This window comes from Streptomyces oceani, from assembly GCF_001751245.1.
GTDB classification, from domain to species: domain Bacteria; phylum Actinomycetota; class Actinomycetes; order Streptomycetales; family Streptomycetaceae; genus Streptomyces; species Streptomyces oceani.
Map to the genome: position 1 here is coordinate 473,778 of NZ_LJGU01000127.1, position 17,331 is coordinate 491,108.

Here is a 17,331-nt window from a genome sequence, read left to right on the forward strand (position 1 = left end):
CAGCCGGCACGCGGTGCGGCCGGCTCCGGGCGTGCTCGGAGCTTGCGGTCCGGTCAGTTGGTTGTCGGCGGTACCTTTGCCAGCTCGCGGATGGTGTCCAGCGCTCCGCTCACGCGTAGGTCTTCGATCGGGACGCTGGCCAGCAGGGCACGTATCTCCTGCTCTTCGTTCTCGCCGTCGACGTCATGCGGCGACGGGCTGTCAGTGCTCTCCGGTGTCGCCACCATCGTGAGCAGGTGCGAGGAAATGGCGTACGGCGTTGGATGGTCGAAGACGAGAGTTCCCTCGAGCTGCAGCGCGGTCAGGCGATTGAGCCGATTACTGAGTTCCACCGCGCTCAGGGAGTCGAACCCCAACTCCTGGAGCTCCCTCTCTGGTTCGATCGACTCCGGCGAGCCGTACCCGAGAACGCCGGCAACCTGTTCGCGTACGAGCCGGAGCACCACGTCGAACCAACCGTCCTCGGCGACGCCGGCAAGCCGTTGGGCCAGCGACCGCGCTGCCTGGGTGGGGCTGGTCGAGCCGGCCAGCCCCCGCAACAGCGGAGGCAGCATGCCCGCACTGGCCTGCCGGCGCAGTGCCTGCGTATCCAGCCGAACCGGAGCGATCAAAGCCCGGTTCAGTCCAAGAGCGTGGTCGAAGAGGTCCAGGGCGTCGTCGGCCGGCATCGCGGCCACACCCATCCGCTCCAGCCGCGCGACCTCCTCCACACCCAACTCACCAGTCATCCCGGTCGCCTCCGCCCACAAACCCCAAGCCAACGACGTCCCCGACAACCCCTCAGCCCGACGCCTCGCCACCAACGCATCCAACGCCGCGTTCGCCGCCGCGTAATTCGCCTGCCCCGGACTACCCACCAACGCCGCCACCGACGAGAACACCACAAACGCCGACAGATCCATCCCCGCCGTCAGCTCATGCAGATACCACGCCCCATCCACCTTCGGACGCAACACCCGCTCCACCTGCTCCGCCGACAACATCTCCACCACGCCGTCATCCAACACACCCGCCGCATGCACCACCCCACCCAACGAACCCACCGACGCCACAACCTCAGCCACCTCAACCCGATCAGACACATCACACGCCACCACCCGAACCTCCGCACCCAACTCACCCAACTCCGCCACCAACGCACCCACACCCGGCGCCTCCCCACCACGCCGACTCACCAACACCAACTCCCGCACACCCCGCACCGCCAACCTCCGCGCCACCAACGCACCCACACCACCAGTCCCACCCGTCACCAACACCGGGCGCTCGGTGTCCAGCTGTTCCGGCCACGCGCGCTCCGTGGGTTCCTTCTCAGGCACGCGAGCGAGCCGCGGGGCCCTCAGCTCGCCGTCGCGCAGCGCCAGTTGCGGTTCGTCCAGGTCGAGCATCGCCGCCCAGGCCGGTGCGTCGTCACCGTCCACATCCACGAGCACGAAGCGACCGGGACGCTCGGACTGTGCACTGTGGACCAGCCCCCACACAGCGGCCTGGGGCATGTCCGCCGTCTCCGCGCCGATCGCCACCGCATTACGGGTCACGACCACCAGTCGCGAGTCCGCGAGAAAGTCGCTGATCAGCCACTGCCGCACCAACTCAAGCGCCGTGTGCGCGGCCGCCCGTGCCGCCTCGTTCGGCTCGCCCGCGGGGGTCTCGACCGAGGCCACGACCACCTCCGGCGCCGGTAGGCCGTCGTACGCCGTCTCCTCAAGCATGAGCAGGTCGGGATAACGCCTACCGGACATCGCGAGGTCACCGATGATCGCGACATCGACATCTCGATGCCCCGTCTTCCCGGCCTCCACCCAGTCCAGGTCGAACAGCCAACGTCGTGCGAGCCCGTTCGCACGGTTGAGCTGTGCCGCCTCGACAGGACGCAACGAAAGCTTGTCCACACCGAGCACCGGCTCGTTGGCCTCGGTGGTGACGAGGAGCTTCACCGCGTTGTCACCCTTCGCGATGATGCGGGCCCGTCCGCTCGTTATGGCGCGCTGTTCGAGACGGACACCGGACCACAGGAACGGCAGCAACACGGGCTCTTCCGGCTGCCGATCAATCAGTCCGATGTGGAGCGCGGCATCGAACAGCCCGGGGTGTATACCGAATCCGGCGCTCGTCGTGTCACCGGGGAGCGCGATCTCGGCGTACAGGTCTTGTCCGATCCGCCATACCGCCCGCGCGTCACGGAAGGTCGCACCATAGTCGTAGCCGAGGTCGGCCAGCCGTTCGTACCATCCATCGACCGGGATCTCCTCCGCACCAGCTGGGGGCCACTCCTGCGTGACCTCGGGCAGCCCGGCGGAGTCAACGGCCAACCAGCCACGGGCATGGCACGTGGCGGCCCGCTCCGTCTCCCCGTCGTCCTCGGCGCGGGTGAACATGGTGATCTCCCTGCGACCATCCGTGTCCGGCTCGCCTACGGTGACCTGCACGAAGTAGACGGTGTGCTCGTCGAGCAGCAGGGGCGACTCCATGAGCAGCTCGTCCACCACCGGGGATCCCACGTGTGCGCCGGCGGCGAGCGCCATCTCGACGAACGCGCTACCGGGAACGACGCTGGCGCCGAGTACGACGTGATCGTTGGTCCAGGGTTGTGTCCTGACCGAGATTTGGCCCGTGAAGAGCCATTCCTGGCGGTCGCCGAGTTGGACGGCCCCGGTCAGGATCGGATTCCCCACGGGGGTCAGTCCCACGTCGGCCGGAGCTGCGGCCCCTCCGCCGGAGGACAGCCAGTACCGTTCGCTCTGGAACGCGTAAGTCGGCAGCGTGACCCGTCGTGCTCCGGTGTCGGCATAGAACCGCGACCAGTCGACGGCGATGCCGGTCAGCTGTGCCTGACCGAGGAAACCGGCGAACCTCTCGTCCTCGGCGTCACGTGCACGCAGAGTCGGCAGGACGACGGCGGCGTGATCATCGAGGGCGTCAAGGCACTGGCGTGCCATGGAGCTCAGGGCCGCGTCCGGGCCCAGTTCGACGAACCGACGAACACCAGCACCATGCAAGGTGGTCATACCATCCGCGAACTTGACCGACTGCCGCACGTGACGCACCCAGTACTCCGGATCCGCCACTTCGTCCGGAACCAGCTTTCCGGACACGTTGGAGACGATCGGGATCGTCGCCGTTCCGTACGTGAGGCTCTCCGTGATCTTGCGGAAGTCGTCGAGCATGGGTTCCATCCGCGGCGAATGGAACGCGTGCGACACACGGAGTCGGGACGTCTTGCGACCATCCCACTGGGGCAACCACGCATCGATGGCCGCGGCGTCACCGGAGACCACGACGGCACGCGGTCCGTTGACTGCTGCGATCTCCAGCCGCCCGGAGAACTGAGCCAGTGTCTCGGTGACCTCGGCCTCCTCCGCCTGCACGGCCACCATCGCGCCCCCGGAGGGCAACGCTCCCATCAGCTTGCCGCGCGCGACGACGAGTTCGCACGCGTCCGACAACGACAGCACGCCCGCGACATGCGCGGCGACGATCTCGCCGACCGAATGTCCCATCAGGTAGTCCGCGCCAATGCCGAGTGACTCGACCAGCCGGAACAGCGCGACCTCTACCGCGAACAACCCCACCTGGGTGAACGTCGTGTCGTTCAACAACTCGGCTTCCGCCGATCCTTCGGCGGCCATCAGCAGCGCGCGCACCGAGCGATCGACGCGGAGGTCCAGCTCCGCGCACACCTCGTCCAACGCTCGGTCGAACACCGGAAACACCTCGGCGAGCCCCGCGCCCATCCGCGCACGCTGGGAGCCCTGACCAGAGAAAAGGAACGCCGTCTTGCCCCCCACCGTGCTGCCTTCGAACAGGCCTGCCACGATCTCTCCCGCAGCCACCGCGGACAGACGCTCCGCCAACTGCGGACGGTCCTTCGCCACCACCGCAACGGAATGGTCGAGTTGAGCGCGGGTGGATACCTCTGAAAGGCCGACGTCCGCCACCGACACATCCGGACGCCCCGCCAGATGCTCACCCAGCCGCGCGGCCTGCGCCCGAAGCGCCACCTCACTACGCGCCGAAAGCACCACCGGCACCACACCCACCTCACCCCCAACAACAACCCCCTCCACAGCAGCCCCCTCCACAACAGAAGCCCCCTCAACCGCGGGAGCCCCCTCCACAGCGGGAGCCTCCTCAATAATCACGTGCGCGTTCGTCCCACTGACCCCAAACGACGACACACCCGCCCGACGAGGACCATCCACCCCCACCAACCACTCCCGCGACTCCCGCAACAACGCCACCCCACCCGCATCCCAATCCACATGCGGCGACGCCTCCTCCACATGCAACGTCGGCGGCAACACCCCATACCGCAACGCCTGCACCATCTTGATCACACCCGCCACACCCGCAGCCGCCGAACTATGCCCAATATTCGACTTCACCGACCCCAACCACAACGGCTCACCCACCCGCTCACGCCCATACGTCGCCAACAACGCCCCCGCCTCAATCGGATCCCCCAACACCGTCCCCGTCCCATGCCCCTCCACCACATCAACCCCACCCGGCCCCACACCCGCACTCAACAACGCCGCCCGAATCACCCGCTCCTGCGACGGACCATTCGGCGCCGTCAACCCATTCGACGCACCATCCTGATTCACCGCAGAACCCGCCACCACCGCCAACACCTCATGCCCACGACGCCGCGCCTCCGACAACCGCTCCACCACCAACACACCCACACCATCCGAGAACCCCGTCCCATCCGCACCCGCCGAATACGCCTTACACCGACCATCCCGCGCCAACCCCCGCTGCCGACTAAACTCCACAAAGAGAAACGGACCAGACAGCACCGTCACACCACCCACCAACGCCATCGAGCACTCACCCGACCGCAACGCCCGCGACGCCATGTGCAACGCCACCAACGACGACGAACACGCCGTATCCACCGACACCGCCGGCCCCTCAAAACCAAAGCTGTACGCCACCCGCCCCGACACCACACTTGTCGATTTGCCCGTGAGCCGATAACCCTCCAACTCCGGCGCAGGCTCCCCGCCGTAGTCCGAGGTGATCACACCGCAGAACACGCCGGTATCCGTACCGCGCAACGAGGTCGGATCAATACCCGCGTTCTCCAACGCCTCCCACGAGGACTCCAACATCAACCGCTGCTGCGGGTCCATCGCCATCGCCTCACGCGGACTGATCCCGAAGAACTCCGCGTCGAAATCCGCGACACCCTCCACGAACCCACCAGCACGAGCATTGACCGTGCCGGCCTGTTCCGGGTCCGGGTCGTACATCCCCTCCGGATCCCAGCCGCGGTCCGTGGGCATCGGTGTGATGCCGTCGCGGCCCTCCGCGACCAACTCCCACAGCTCCTCTGGTGACGTGACACCACCTGGATAGCGGCACGCCATCCCCACGATCGCCAACGGCTCACTCGACTTGGCTCGCAGCTGGCGGTTCTCCTGACGGAGCCGGTCAGTCTCCTTGAGCGACTTTCGCAAGGCCTCGACGAAGTCGTTCTCTTCACTCGGCATATCTCGCGTTACCTCCGTGTCGAGCGCCTTGAGCGCAGACGTTCCTGTTGGTCATGCCGCCGAGCGCCGCCCTCACCGGGGCAGTTGTCACGGCCTCGATCAGCGCCACGCCGTACGGTTCCGAGCGGCGCGGTCCGTCCGTACGTCATGCGGAACCCTCCTGTGCCATGCGCAGCAGCGCCGAGGCGTCCATATCGTCGATCGACGAGCCCTCATCGGTCTGCTCGGTCACGGCGAGGTCTCCCTGTGCCAGCTGCCGCAAGGTGTCGATCAGCCCGGCCTGCCGCATTCGCGCGACCGGGATGGTGGCCAACAGCGCACGGACCTCGTCTTCCTCCGTGCCAGCCGCGGCCGATGTCTCCCCCGGAGCCATCAGTGTCAGGAGGTAGCTGGCGACCGCCGTCGCCGTCGGATAGTCGAAGACCAGAGTGGCCGGTAGTCGTACGCCCGTGACCTCGCCAAGCCGGTTACGCAACTCCACCGCGGACAGCGAGTCGAAACCGAGATCCTTGAAGGGCTGCCCCGCGTCAATCGAGTCCGCCGAGCCGTGGCCCAGCACCGTCGCGACTTCGGCGCGTACGAGATCCAGCGCGACCTGGTCCCGGTCGGCTTCCGGGACACCGGCAAGCCGCTCAGCCAACGACCGCGTATGTGCGGCGCGGCGCTCCCGCGTGTACGCCAGTCCGCGCAGCAGCGCGGGAAGTCCACCCGTACGCGTGTGTTCCCGCAACACGGCCGTGTCCAGGCGCACCGGTGCGAGCACGGAACTGCCCAGGCCGAGCGCGTGGTCGAAAAGCCCCAGCCCGAGATCGGTGTCGATTGCCCCGATCCCCAAACGCTCCAGCCGCCCACGGCCGTCATCGGCCAACCCCGCGGACATCCCGCCGGCTTCCGACCACATGCCCCAGGCCAACGAGGTGGCGGGCAACCCAGCTGCGTGCCTGCGGTGCGCCAGCGCGTCCAGGGCCGCGTTCGCGGCACCGTAGTTCGCCTGTCCAGGACTGCCGATCATGGCTGCGGCGGAGGAGAACAGCACGAACGCCGACAGGTCCATCCCCATGGTCAGTTCGTGCAGGTGCCAGGCGGCAGCAATCTTCGGACGCATCACCCGCGCCAGCTGTTCCGGGGTCAGTGTCGTGGCCAAGGCGTCGTCCAGTACGCCCGCCGCGTGCACGACGCCCGTCAACGGCCGATCCAGCGCTGCCAGCACGCCGGCGAGCTGATCCCGGTCGGCGACATCGCACGCCTCCAGCCGTACCTCCGTACCGTGCGCCTCCAGCTCTGCCACCAGTTCGGCGGCACCAACCGCTGCCGCGCCGCTACGGCTGACCAGCAGCAACTGTCGTACGGCGTGCCGAGACGCCAGGTGCCTCGCGAACTCCGCTCCCAGGCCGCTGGTTCCGCCCGTGATCAGGACTGTCCCGTTCAACGCGGACGGCACCTCGGGAACGGATGTCGTCCGGGCCAGGCGAGGCGCGAGCACGTGATCGCCCCGCACGGCCAAGCACGGCTCATCGACCATCGCCAGGGCTGCCCAGTCCGGTTCCGTGCCGTCGGTGTCGTCGACGTCCACGACCAGAAATCGGCCCGGATACTCCGCCTGCACCCCGTGGACGAGCCCGGCCACCGCGGCCTGGGCCGTGTCCGGCGCCTCGTCACGCACCGCGAAGCCCCGGCGGGTGGCCACGATCAGCCGCGTGTCGCCGAAGCCGTCCACGGCGAGCCACTGTTGCGCCACTTCCAGTACCGCGGCAGCCGTCTCGGTCTCCTGGCCGTCGGCGGGCGTGGGCACCGTGACGACGACCGCGTCCGGCGCGTCCGCGCCGTCCGCTAGTTCGCGTTCAAGCGCGTCGAGGCAGGGCGTGTCCCGTCCCAGCACGATGACCCGTGCCGCTGCGGGAGGGGTGGACACGTCCACCCACTCGACATGGAACAGGGAGTTCCGCCTCGCCCGCTGTCCGGCCTCCAGCTGAGCCGCTTCCACCGGACGCATGTCCAGCCGTGCCATGCTCAGCACCGGTTCGCCGTCCTCGCTCACGATGTCGACCTGGAGCGCCGTGCCGTCGGCTGGCCTGATGCGTGCCCGCACCCGCGACAGCCCGGTCACACCGAGCCGAACACCGGACCAGGAGAACGGCAGCACCGCGGAAACGTCTTCGCCCTGCTGCAACAAGCCACCGTGCATGGCCGCGTCGAACAACGCGGGATGGACGCCGAATCCGGTACCGCTGGTGGTCTCCGGCAAAGCCACATCGGCGTACACCTCATCCTCGGTGCGCCACAGCGCGCGGACGCTCCGGAAAGCCGGACCGTAGTCGTAACCCAGATCCGCCATCCCTCCGTAGAGGGCATCCACCGGCGTCTCCACGGCTCCCGCTGGTGGCCACTGACCGGACCACGCGGACAGCGGCTCCCCATCAACAGCGAGCACCCCGCGTGCGTGGCAGACGGTCTCCTGCGGTGACTCACCGTGCGTACGAGCCGCCTCCCGGCTGTACACGGCAACGCTCCGGCAGCCGTCGTCGTCAGCGGTACCAACCGTCACCTGAACCTGCCGGGTGACACCCTCTTCCAGCAACAGCGGTGCCTCCAGCACCAGCTCGTTCAGTGCCGGGCAGCCGGTCCGTTCACCCGCCGCGAGTGACAGCTCTACGAGCGCCGTGCCGGGAACGATCGTCGTGCCCAGCACGACGTGGTCCCGCGTCCATGGCTGAGTCGCCGTGGACAGACGGCCACTGAACAACCATTCATCACGATCACCGATCTGCGCGACGGCGGCGAGCACCGGGTGCTCAGCCCGCGCCAGGCCGGCCGCGGTCGCGTCGCCTGGCGTGGCGCCGCTGGCGAGCCAGTAGCGCTCGCGTTGGAAGGCGTAGGTCGGGAACGGGACTCGGCGTGCCCCGGTACCGGCGTAGAACCTCGGCCAGTCCACCGAGACGCCTGAGAGGTGGGCTTGCCCGAGGAACTCGGCGAAAGCCTCCCGCTCCGGACGACGGGCCCGTAGTGCCGTGACAAACAGCGCGTCGGTGTCGGCGTCCGTGCTCTGTCTGGCCATCGCAGCCAACACCGCGTCCGGGCCCAGCTCAAGGAAGTGTCGTACACCGAGCTCCCACAGGGTGGTCACACCGTCGGAGAACCGCACGGCATGTCGCACATGACGTACCCAGTACTCCGGGTCGGCCAGTTCGGCTGTGGTCAGCGCGCCGGAAACGTTCGACACGACGGGGATCGCCGGCTCTGCGTACGTCAAACGCTCGGCCACACGTCGGAAGTCGTCCAACATCGGCTCCACCCGTGGCGAGTGGAACGCGTGCGACACGCGCAGCCTGGATGTCCGGCGGCCTTCCCAGAGTGGCAACCATTCCTCGATGGCATCCGCGTCGCCCGAGACGACGACGGCACGCGGCCCGTTCACTGCGGCTATCTCGATCCGGCCGGCGAATCCCGCCAGGGATTCGGAAACCTCCACCTCATGAGCCTCCACAGCCGCCATCGCTCCGCCAGCGGGCAGCGTTCCCATCAGCTCTCCGCGCGCGACGACCAGTTCAGAAGCGTCGCCCAGGGAAAGCACGCCTGCCACGTGCGCGGCCGCGATCTCGCCGACGGAGTGGCCGATGAGGTAGTCGGGGCGCACACCGAACGACTCCAGCAGCCGGAACAGGGCGACTTCCACGGCGAACAGCGCCACCTGCGTATACGTGGTGTCATCCAGCAATGCCGCTTCGGCGGTTCCCGACTCGGCTTCCAGCAATCCGCGGAGGGGCCGGCCGAGTCTCGAATCCAGCTCGGCACACACCTTGTCCAAGGCACGACCGAAAGTCGGATAGGAGGCCGCCAGTTCCATCCCCATGCCTGCCCGCTGGGAGCCCTGACCGGTGAAGAGGAAAGCGGTCTTCCCGGTGACGACAGGGCCTCGCAACACGCCAGGTGCGGAGTCGGCGTTGGCGAGCGCCGTCAGTCGCGTGACCAACTCCTCTCGGTCGGACGCGACCACGGCCGCCGGGCGATCGAACACGGCCCGCGCTGTCGCGGCCGTGTAGGCGACGTCACCGAGGGACAGCTCAGGATGCGACCGGACGTGCTCACGCAGCCGCGCGGCCTGCGCCCGAAGCGCCACCTCACTACGCGCCGAAAGCACCACCGGCACCACACCCACCTCACCCCGAACAACAACCCCCTCCACAGGAGCCCCCTCCACAACAGGAGCCCCCTCCACAGCGGGAGCCTCCTCCACAGCGGGAGCCTCCTCGACCGCGGGAGCCTCCTCAATAATCACGTGCGCGTTCGTCCCACTGACCCCAAACGACGACACACCCGCCCGACGAGGACCATCCACCCCCACCAACCACTCCCGCGACTCCCGCAACAACGCCACCCCACCCGCATCCCAATCCACATGCGGCGACGCCTCCTCCACATGCAACGTCGGCGGCAACACCCCATACCGCAACGCCTGCACCATCTTGATCACACCCGCCACACCCGCAGCCGCCGAACTATGCCCAATATTCGACTTCACCGACCCCAACCACAACGGCTCACCCACCCGCTCACGCCCATACGTCGCCAACAACGCCCCCGCCTCAATCGGATCCCCCAACACCGTCCCCGTCCCATGCCCCTCCACCACATCAACCCCACCCGGCCCCACACCCGCACTCAACAACGCCGCCCGAATCACCCGCTCCTGCGACGGACCATTCGGCGCCGTCAACCCATTCGACGCACCATCCTGATTCACCGCAGAACCCGCCACCACCGCCAACACCTCATGCCCACGACGCCGCGCCTCCGACAACCGCTCCACCACCAACACACCCACACCATCCGAGAACCCCGTCCCATCCGCACCCGCCGAATACGCCTTACACCGACCATCCCGCGCCAACCCCCGCTGCCGACTGAAGTCGACGAGAAGATCCGGGGTGGTCAGTACCGACACACCGGCGACCAAGGCCATCGAGCACTCACCCGACCGCAGGGCCGCGGCCGCCTGGTGCAACGCCACCAACGACGACGAACACGCCGTATCCACCGACACCGCCGGCCCCTCAAAACCAAAGCTGTACGCCACCCGCCCCGACACCACACTCGACGTCGTACCCGTCAGGAAGTAGCCGTCCATCTCAGGCAGGCTGGCGTCGCCGTAATCCGAGGTGACGGCACCGCAGAACACGCCGGTATCCGTACCGCGCAACGAGGTCGGATCAATACCCGCGTTCTCCAACGCCTCCCACGAGGACTCCAACATCAACCGCTGCTGCGGGTCCATCGCCATCGCCTCACGCGGACTGATCCCGAAGAACTCCGCGTCGAAATCCGCGACACCCTCCACAAACCCACCACCACGCGTGTACACCGTCCCCGGCCGATCCGGATCCGGGTCATACAAACCCTCCAGATCCCACCCACGATCAGCCGGCAGACCCGAGATCGCGTCCCGCCCCGACACCACCAGATCCCACAACTCCCCAGGCGACGAAACCCCACCCGGATAACGACACCCCATACCCACGATCACCAGCGGATCGCCGGCACTGTCCTGCGCCACGGGGCCCGCCGGCGTCACTGGTTGCGCCACCTCGACCGAACCCATCTCGGTGAGCAGCATGCGCGCTACCATCACGGGGTTCGGGTGGTCGAACACCAACGTCGCGGGCAGCCGGAGCCCGGTCAGCTGACTCAGTCGATTGCGTAGTTCGACAGCGCTCAGCGAGTCGAACCCGATCTCCTTGAACGCCCTGGCACCGTCCACCGCTTCCGCGGAATCGTGTCCCAGCACGGACGCGACCTGAGCACGTACGAGGTCGAGTACAACCTGCTCACGGTCAGCCTCCGCGACGCCAGCGAGCCTCCGCGCCAGCGAACCGCCGACGTCGGCACGGCGCCCGGGTTCCCGTACGAGCCCGCGGAGCAGCGTCGGCAGCGTTCCGTTACGCGCGTGGGAGCGTAGGGCGGCCGTGTCCAGTTGTACGGGTGCGAGCAGACTCGCACGCGAGGCTAGGCCCTCTTCGAAGAGGTCCAGGGCGTCGTCGGCCGGCATCGCGGCCACACCCATCCGCTCCAGCCGCGCGACCTCCTCCACACCCAACTCACCAGTCATCCCGGTCGCCTCCGCCCACAAACCCCAAGCCAACGACGTCCCCGACAACCCCTCAGCCCGACGCCTCGCCACCAACGCATCCAACGCCGCGTTCGCCGCCGCGTAATTCGCCTGCCCCGGACTACCCACCAACGCCGCCACCGACGAGAACACCACAAACGCCGACAGATCCATCCCCGCCGTCAGCTCATGCAGATACCACGCCCCATCCACCTTCGGACGCAACACCCGCTCCACCTGCTCCGCCGACAACATCTCCACCACGCCGTCATCCAACACACCCGCCGCATGCACCACCCCACCCAACGAACCCACCGACGCCACAACCTCAGCCACCTCAACCCGATCAGACACATCACACGCCACCACCCGAACCTCCGCACCCAACTCACCCAACTCCGCCACCAACGCACCCACACCCGGCGCCTCCCCACCACGCCGACTCACCAACACCAACTCCCGCACACCCCGCACCGCCAACCTCCGCGCCACCAACGCACCCACACCACCAGTCCCACCCGTCACCAACACCGGGCGCTCGGTGTCCAACTCGGCGGGGACGGTGAGTACGACCTTGCCGACGTTGTGGCCCTCGCGCAGGTACCGGAATGCTTCGGCACCCTGACGCACGTCCCAGCACCGGGTCGGGGAGTGGCTGAGCACGCCCTGTTCGAACAGGGCGGTGACCTCGCGCAACATCTCCTGCAACAGATCCGTGTCTGCGGAGGACAGCGAGTCCACCGGCAGATAGCGGACCCCGGATCGCGCCACGTCCCGGACATCGGTCCTGCCCAGCTCGACGAACCGACCTCCCCGCGGCAGCAGCTGCATCGACGCCTCTACGAAATCGCCGGCAAGCGAGTTGAGTACGACATCCACTCCCGCGTCACCGGTCTCCCGCAGGAACGACTCCCGGAAGCCGATGTCACGTGAGGACGCGATCCGCTCCTCCGGCACGCCCAGGGCACGTACCGCGTCCCACTTGTGCGGGCTCGCTGTGGCGAAGACCTCCGCTCCGAGATGCCGCGCGATTCGCACCGCTGCCATACCGACACCGCCAGCGGCCGCGTGCACGAGGACACGCTCGCCCGCCTGGACCTCGGCGAGGTGGACCAGACCGTGGTACGCGGTCAGGTACGCGACCGGTACCGACGCCGCCTGAGCGAACGTCCAGCCCTGTGGCATGGGCACGAGCGTCCCGTGATCGGCGACGGCCAGCGGCCCGAGACTCTCCGGGACACAGCCGAACACCCGGTCTCCCGGTACCAGATCGGTAGCCGCGCCGGCTTCGACCACGACGCCCGCCGCCTCGCTGCCCAGTGGTGCCTCATCGGGGTACATGCCGAGGGTGATCAGCACGTCGCGGAAATTCAGTCCCGCCGCGCGGACGGCTACACGGACCTCCGACGGGCCCAGTTCGCGAGCTCCCCTCGACGGAACGACTTCCAGGTCCTCCAACGATCCCGGCTTGTCGATCGAGAGTCGCCATTCCCGGTCGTCCGGCTCCTGAGGAGCGAAACCGAGACGCGGTGCGAGCAACCGGCCACCGCGTACGGCGAGCTGGGGCTCCCCAGATCCCACGAGCGCGCTCCAGTCCGTCGTCTCACAGCCTGGCTCCAGATCAACCAGTACGAATCGGCCCGGATGTTCGGACTGGGCGCTGCGCATCAAGCCCCACACCGATGCCTGCGCGATATCGGCGGAGTCTCCGTCGACCGAAATCGCCTGACGAGTTGCGATAACCAGGCAGGCATCGGCGAAGCGGTCCGCGGCGAGCCACCGCTGCACTGTCTCCAGCTTCTGCTGCGCGGAATCCCGCGCGCTGCCGGGAAGGTCACCTGCGGGTGTCTCTCCCGACAGCACGACGATGTTCGGTGTCTCCTGGACCGAGTCCTCATCCAATGCCGACTCGAGTTCCGTGAGGTCGGCGAACCGCTCGCCGATCACCTCCACTCGAGGCGACGTCGTGGGTGTCGATGTGACCTCTGTCCAGGCGACCTGGTACAGCCCGTTGGGAACGCCCTGCGAGCTCTTGAGTTGACGGGGGTCGACGGGGCGGAACACAAGCTTGTCTATCTGTAGCAACGGCTCACCGCCATCGCCGACCACGTCGACCCGCAACGTGGAATCGCCAAGCGACGTGATCCGTACCCGGGCACTCGTCGGCGCGCCGCCGCCGATCCGCACTCCGGACCAGGAGAACGGCAGCACGACCGCGTCGTCCGATCCCTTCTCCAGGAGTCCGCCATGCATGGCGGCATCGAGCAGTCCGGGATGCACGCGATATCCGGCGGTGTCCGTGCCGTCCGGCAAGGCGATGTCCGCGTAGATGTCCTGCCCACACCGCCAGACCGAGTGCACGCACTGAAAAGTAGGGCCGTAGTCGTAGCCGAGATCCGCCATGGCCGTGTACAGCTCGTCCACCGAGACCGACTCGGCTTCGTGCGGCGGCCATTCCCGGGGCATGTCGGCGATGGACACGGTCTCCGCTGTGAGTCGCCCACGACCGTGGCAGGTGGCCTCGGAGTCGTCGTCGCGGGTGGTCTCCGGCTGACTGTAGATGGCGACCTCACGGTGCCCGTCGTCGTCGACCGCACCGATGGTGACCTGAATCTGCAGTGCCGCTTCGTCAAGGATGAGTGGTGACTCCAGGACCAACTCCCCGACGATCGGGCAGCCGACCTCCTGGCCGGCGCTGAGCGCCATCTCTACCAAAGCGACGCCAGGCACGACCACCGTGTCGAAGACGATGTGGTCACGGGTCCAGGGCTGACTGTCCTGGGAGATACGACCCGTGAACACCCACTCATCACGATCACCAATCCGCACAGCCGCGGACAACACCCCATGCCCAACAGACCGCTGCCCCGCCGGAACACCACTACCAACCCCCGACTCCAACCAAAACCGCTGACGCTGAAACGCATACGTAGGCAACGAAACACGCCGAGCACCAGTCCCGGCATAAAAAGCCGACCAATCAACCCCCACTCCCGCCACATACGCCTCAGCCAACGACGTGACAAACCTCCCCCACCCACCATCATCACGACGCAACGAACCAACAACCCCCACCCCATCCACACCACACCCAGCCACCGTCTCCTCAACAGCCATACCCAACACCGGATGCGGCGACATCTCCAAAAAACACCCCACACCCTGCCCCACCAAATCCCGAACAGCAGACTCAAAACCAACACAACCACGCAAATTCCGATACCAATAACCAGCATCCAAACTAGCCGTATCCACAAACCCACCAACAACCGTCGAATAAAACGGCACCTCACCACCAACCGGCTCCACCTCAGCCAACACCCGCACCAACTCATCCTCAACAGACTCCACCTGAACCGAATGCGACGCATAATCCACATTCACCCGCCGCACCCACACACCATCCCGCTCACACAACCCAACAACCTCATCCAACGCCCCCGACTCACCCGCAACCACCACACTCCCAGGACCATTCACCGCCGCCACCGACACCCGATCCCCAAACGGCACCAACAACTCCTCAACCAACCCCACCGACAACCCCACCGAAACCATCCCACCCAACCCAGCCAACCGCTCAAGAACAATCCTGCTCCGCAACGCCACCACCCGCGCACCATCCACCAAAGACAACCCACCCGCCACACACGCCGCAGCAATCTCACCCTGCGAATGCCCCACCACCGCCGACGGCACCACACCACACGCACGCCACAACCCCGCCAACGACACCATCACCCCCCACAACGCAGGCTGCACCACATCCACCCGCTCCAACCCCGGAGCACCCTCCACCCCCCGCAACACATCCAACAACCTCCACCCCACAAACGGCTCCAACGCCGCCTCACACTCCCCCAACAACCCAGCAAACACCGACGACGACGCACACAACTCCACCGCCATCCCCGCCCACTGCGCACCCTGACCCGGAAACACCAACACAGGCCCACCAGCCACCACACGCCCCGACACCACACCCTCCAACGGCTCACCCGAAACCACCGCACCCAACCCCGACAACAACCCCTCCCGCTCACCAGCCACCACCACAGCCCGACACTCCAACTGCGCCCGCGAAACCACACTCGACAACCCCACATCAACCACCGACACATCCGAACACCCCGCCAAATACTCACCCAACCGCGCCGCCTGCGCCCGAAGCGCCACCTCACTACGCGCCGAAAGCACCACCGGCACCACACCCACCTCACCCCCAACAACAACCCCCTCCACAGGAGCCCCCTCCACAACAGGAGCCCCCTCCACAGCGGGAGCCCCCTCAACCGCGGGAGCCTCCTCGACCGCGGGAGCCTCCTCAATAATCACGTGCGCGTTCGTCCCACTGACCCCAAACGACGACACACCCGCCCGACGAGGACCATCCACCCCCACCAACCACTCCCGCGACTCCCGCAACAACGCCACCCCACCCGCATCCCAATCCACATGCGGCGACGCCTCCTCCACATGCAACGTCGGCGGCAACACCCCATACCGCAACGCCTGCACCATCTTGATCACACCCGCCACACCCGCAGCCGCCGAACTATGCCCAATATTCGACTTCACCGACCCCAACCACAACGGCTCACCCACCCGCTCACGCCCATACGTCGCCAACAACGCCCCCGCCTCAATCGGATCCCCCAACACCGTCCCCGTCCCATGCCCCTCCACCACATCAACCCCACCCGGCCCCACACCCGCACTCAACAACGCCGCCCGAATCACCCGCTCCTGCGACGGACCATTCGGCGCCGTCAACCCATTCGACGCACCATCCTGATTCACCGCAGAACCCGCCACCACCGCCAACACCTCATGCCCACGACGCCGCGCCTCCGACAACCGCTCCACCACCAACACACCCACACCATCCGAGAACCCCGTCCCATCCGCACCCGCCGAATACGCCTTACACCGACCATCCCGCGCCAACCCCCGCTGCCGACTAAACTCCACAAAGAGAAACGGACCAGACAGCACCGTCACACCACCCACCAACGCCATCGAGCACTCACCCGACCGCAACGCCCGCGACGCCATGTGCAACGCCACCAACGACGACGAACACGCCGTATCCACCGACACCGCCGGCCCCTCAAAACCAAAGCTGTACGCCACCCGCCCCGACACCACACTCGACGTCGTACCCGTCAGCCGGTAACCCTCGAATTCGGACGACATCATGCCGCCGTAATCCGTCGTCACCGCTCCGAAGAACACGCCGGTATCCGTACCGCGCAACGAGGTCGGATCAATACCCGCGTTCTCCAACGCCTCCCACGAGGACTCCAACATCAACCGCTGCTGCGGGTCCATCGACGTCGCCTCACGCGGACTGATCCCGAAGAACTCCGCGTCGAAATCCGCGACACCCTCCACGAAACCGCCAACGCGGGCGTATGCCTTGCCCAACTGGTCCGGATCCGGGTCATACAAACCCTCCAGATCCCACCCACGATCGGTGGGCATCGACGACATCCCATCCCGGCCAGCGGCCACGAGTTCCCACAGCTCATCAGCGGAGGTCACCCCGCCCGGGTAGCGACATCCCATTCCGACGATCGCCAACGGCTCACTCGCCTGGTCCTCGTACTCGCGCAGTTTGGCCTTGGCTTCGTTGAGGTCAACGGCCGTGCGCTTCAAGTAGCGGAGCAGCTTCTCCTGCTCGTCCTCGGTGCTGCCAGCGCTCATATTCCCGTCCTTCGTCATGCGTCA

The 17,331-nt window shown here is 67.0% G+C and carries 1 protein-coding gene and 1 pseudogene; both read right to left on the reverse strand.

Annotated elements, in window-relative coordinates; translation table 11 throughout:
* Positions 1 to 53 precede the first annotated feature (53 nt).
* Positions 54 to 5,459: pseudogene (locus AN216_RS15370) on the reverse strand (type I polyketide synthase); the annotation flags it as partial.
* Positions 5,460 to 5,643: 184 nt separating this feature from the next.
* A complete protein-coding gene (locus AN216_RS15375) occupies positions 5,644 to 17,307 on the reverse strand; it encodes a type I polyketide synthase (protein ID WP_079166612.1) in 11,664 nt (3,887 codons plus the stop codon).
* Positions 17,308 to 17,331 lie beyond the last annotated feature (24 nt).

What these genes read in the sequence shown, in the direction of transcription:
- AN216_RS15375 (WP_079166612.1), bottom strand. Translation starts at nt 17,307, where the DNA reads ATGAGCGCTGGCAGCACCGAGGACGAGCAGGAGAAGCTGCTCCGCTAC.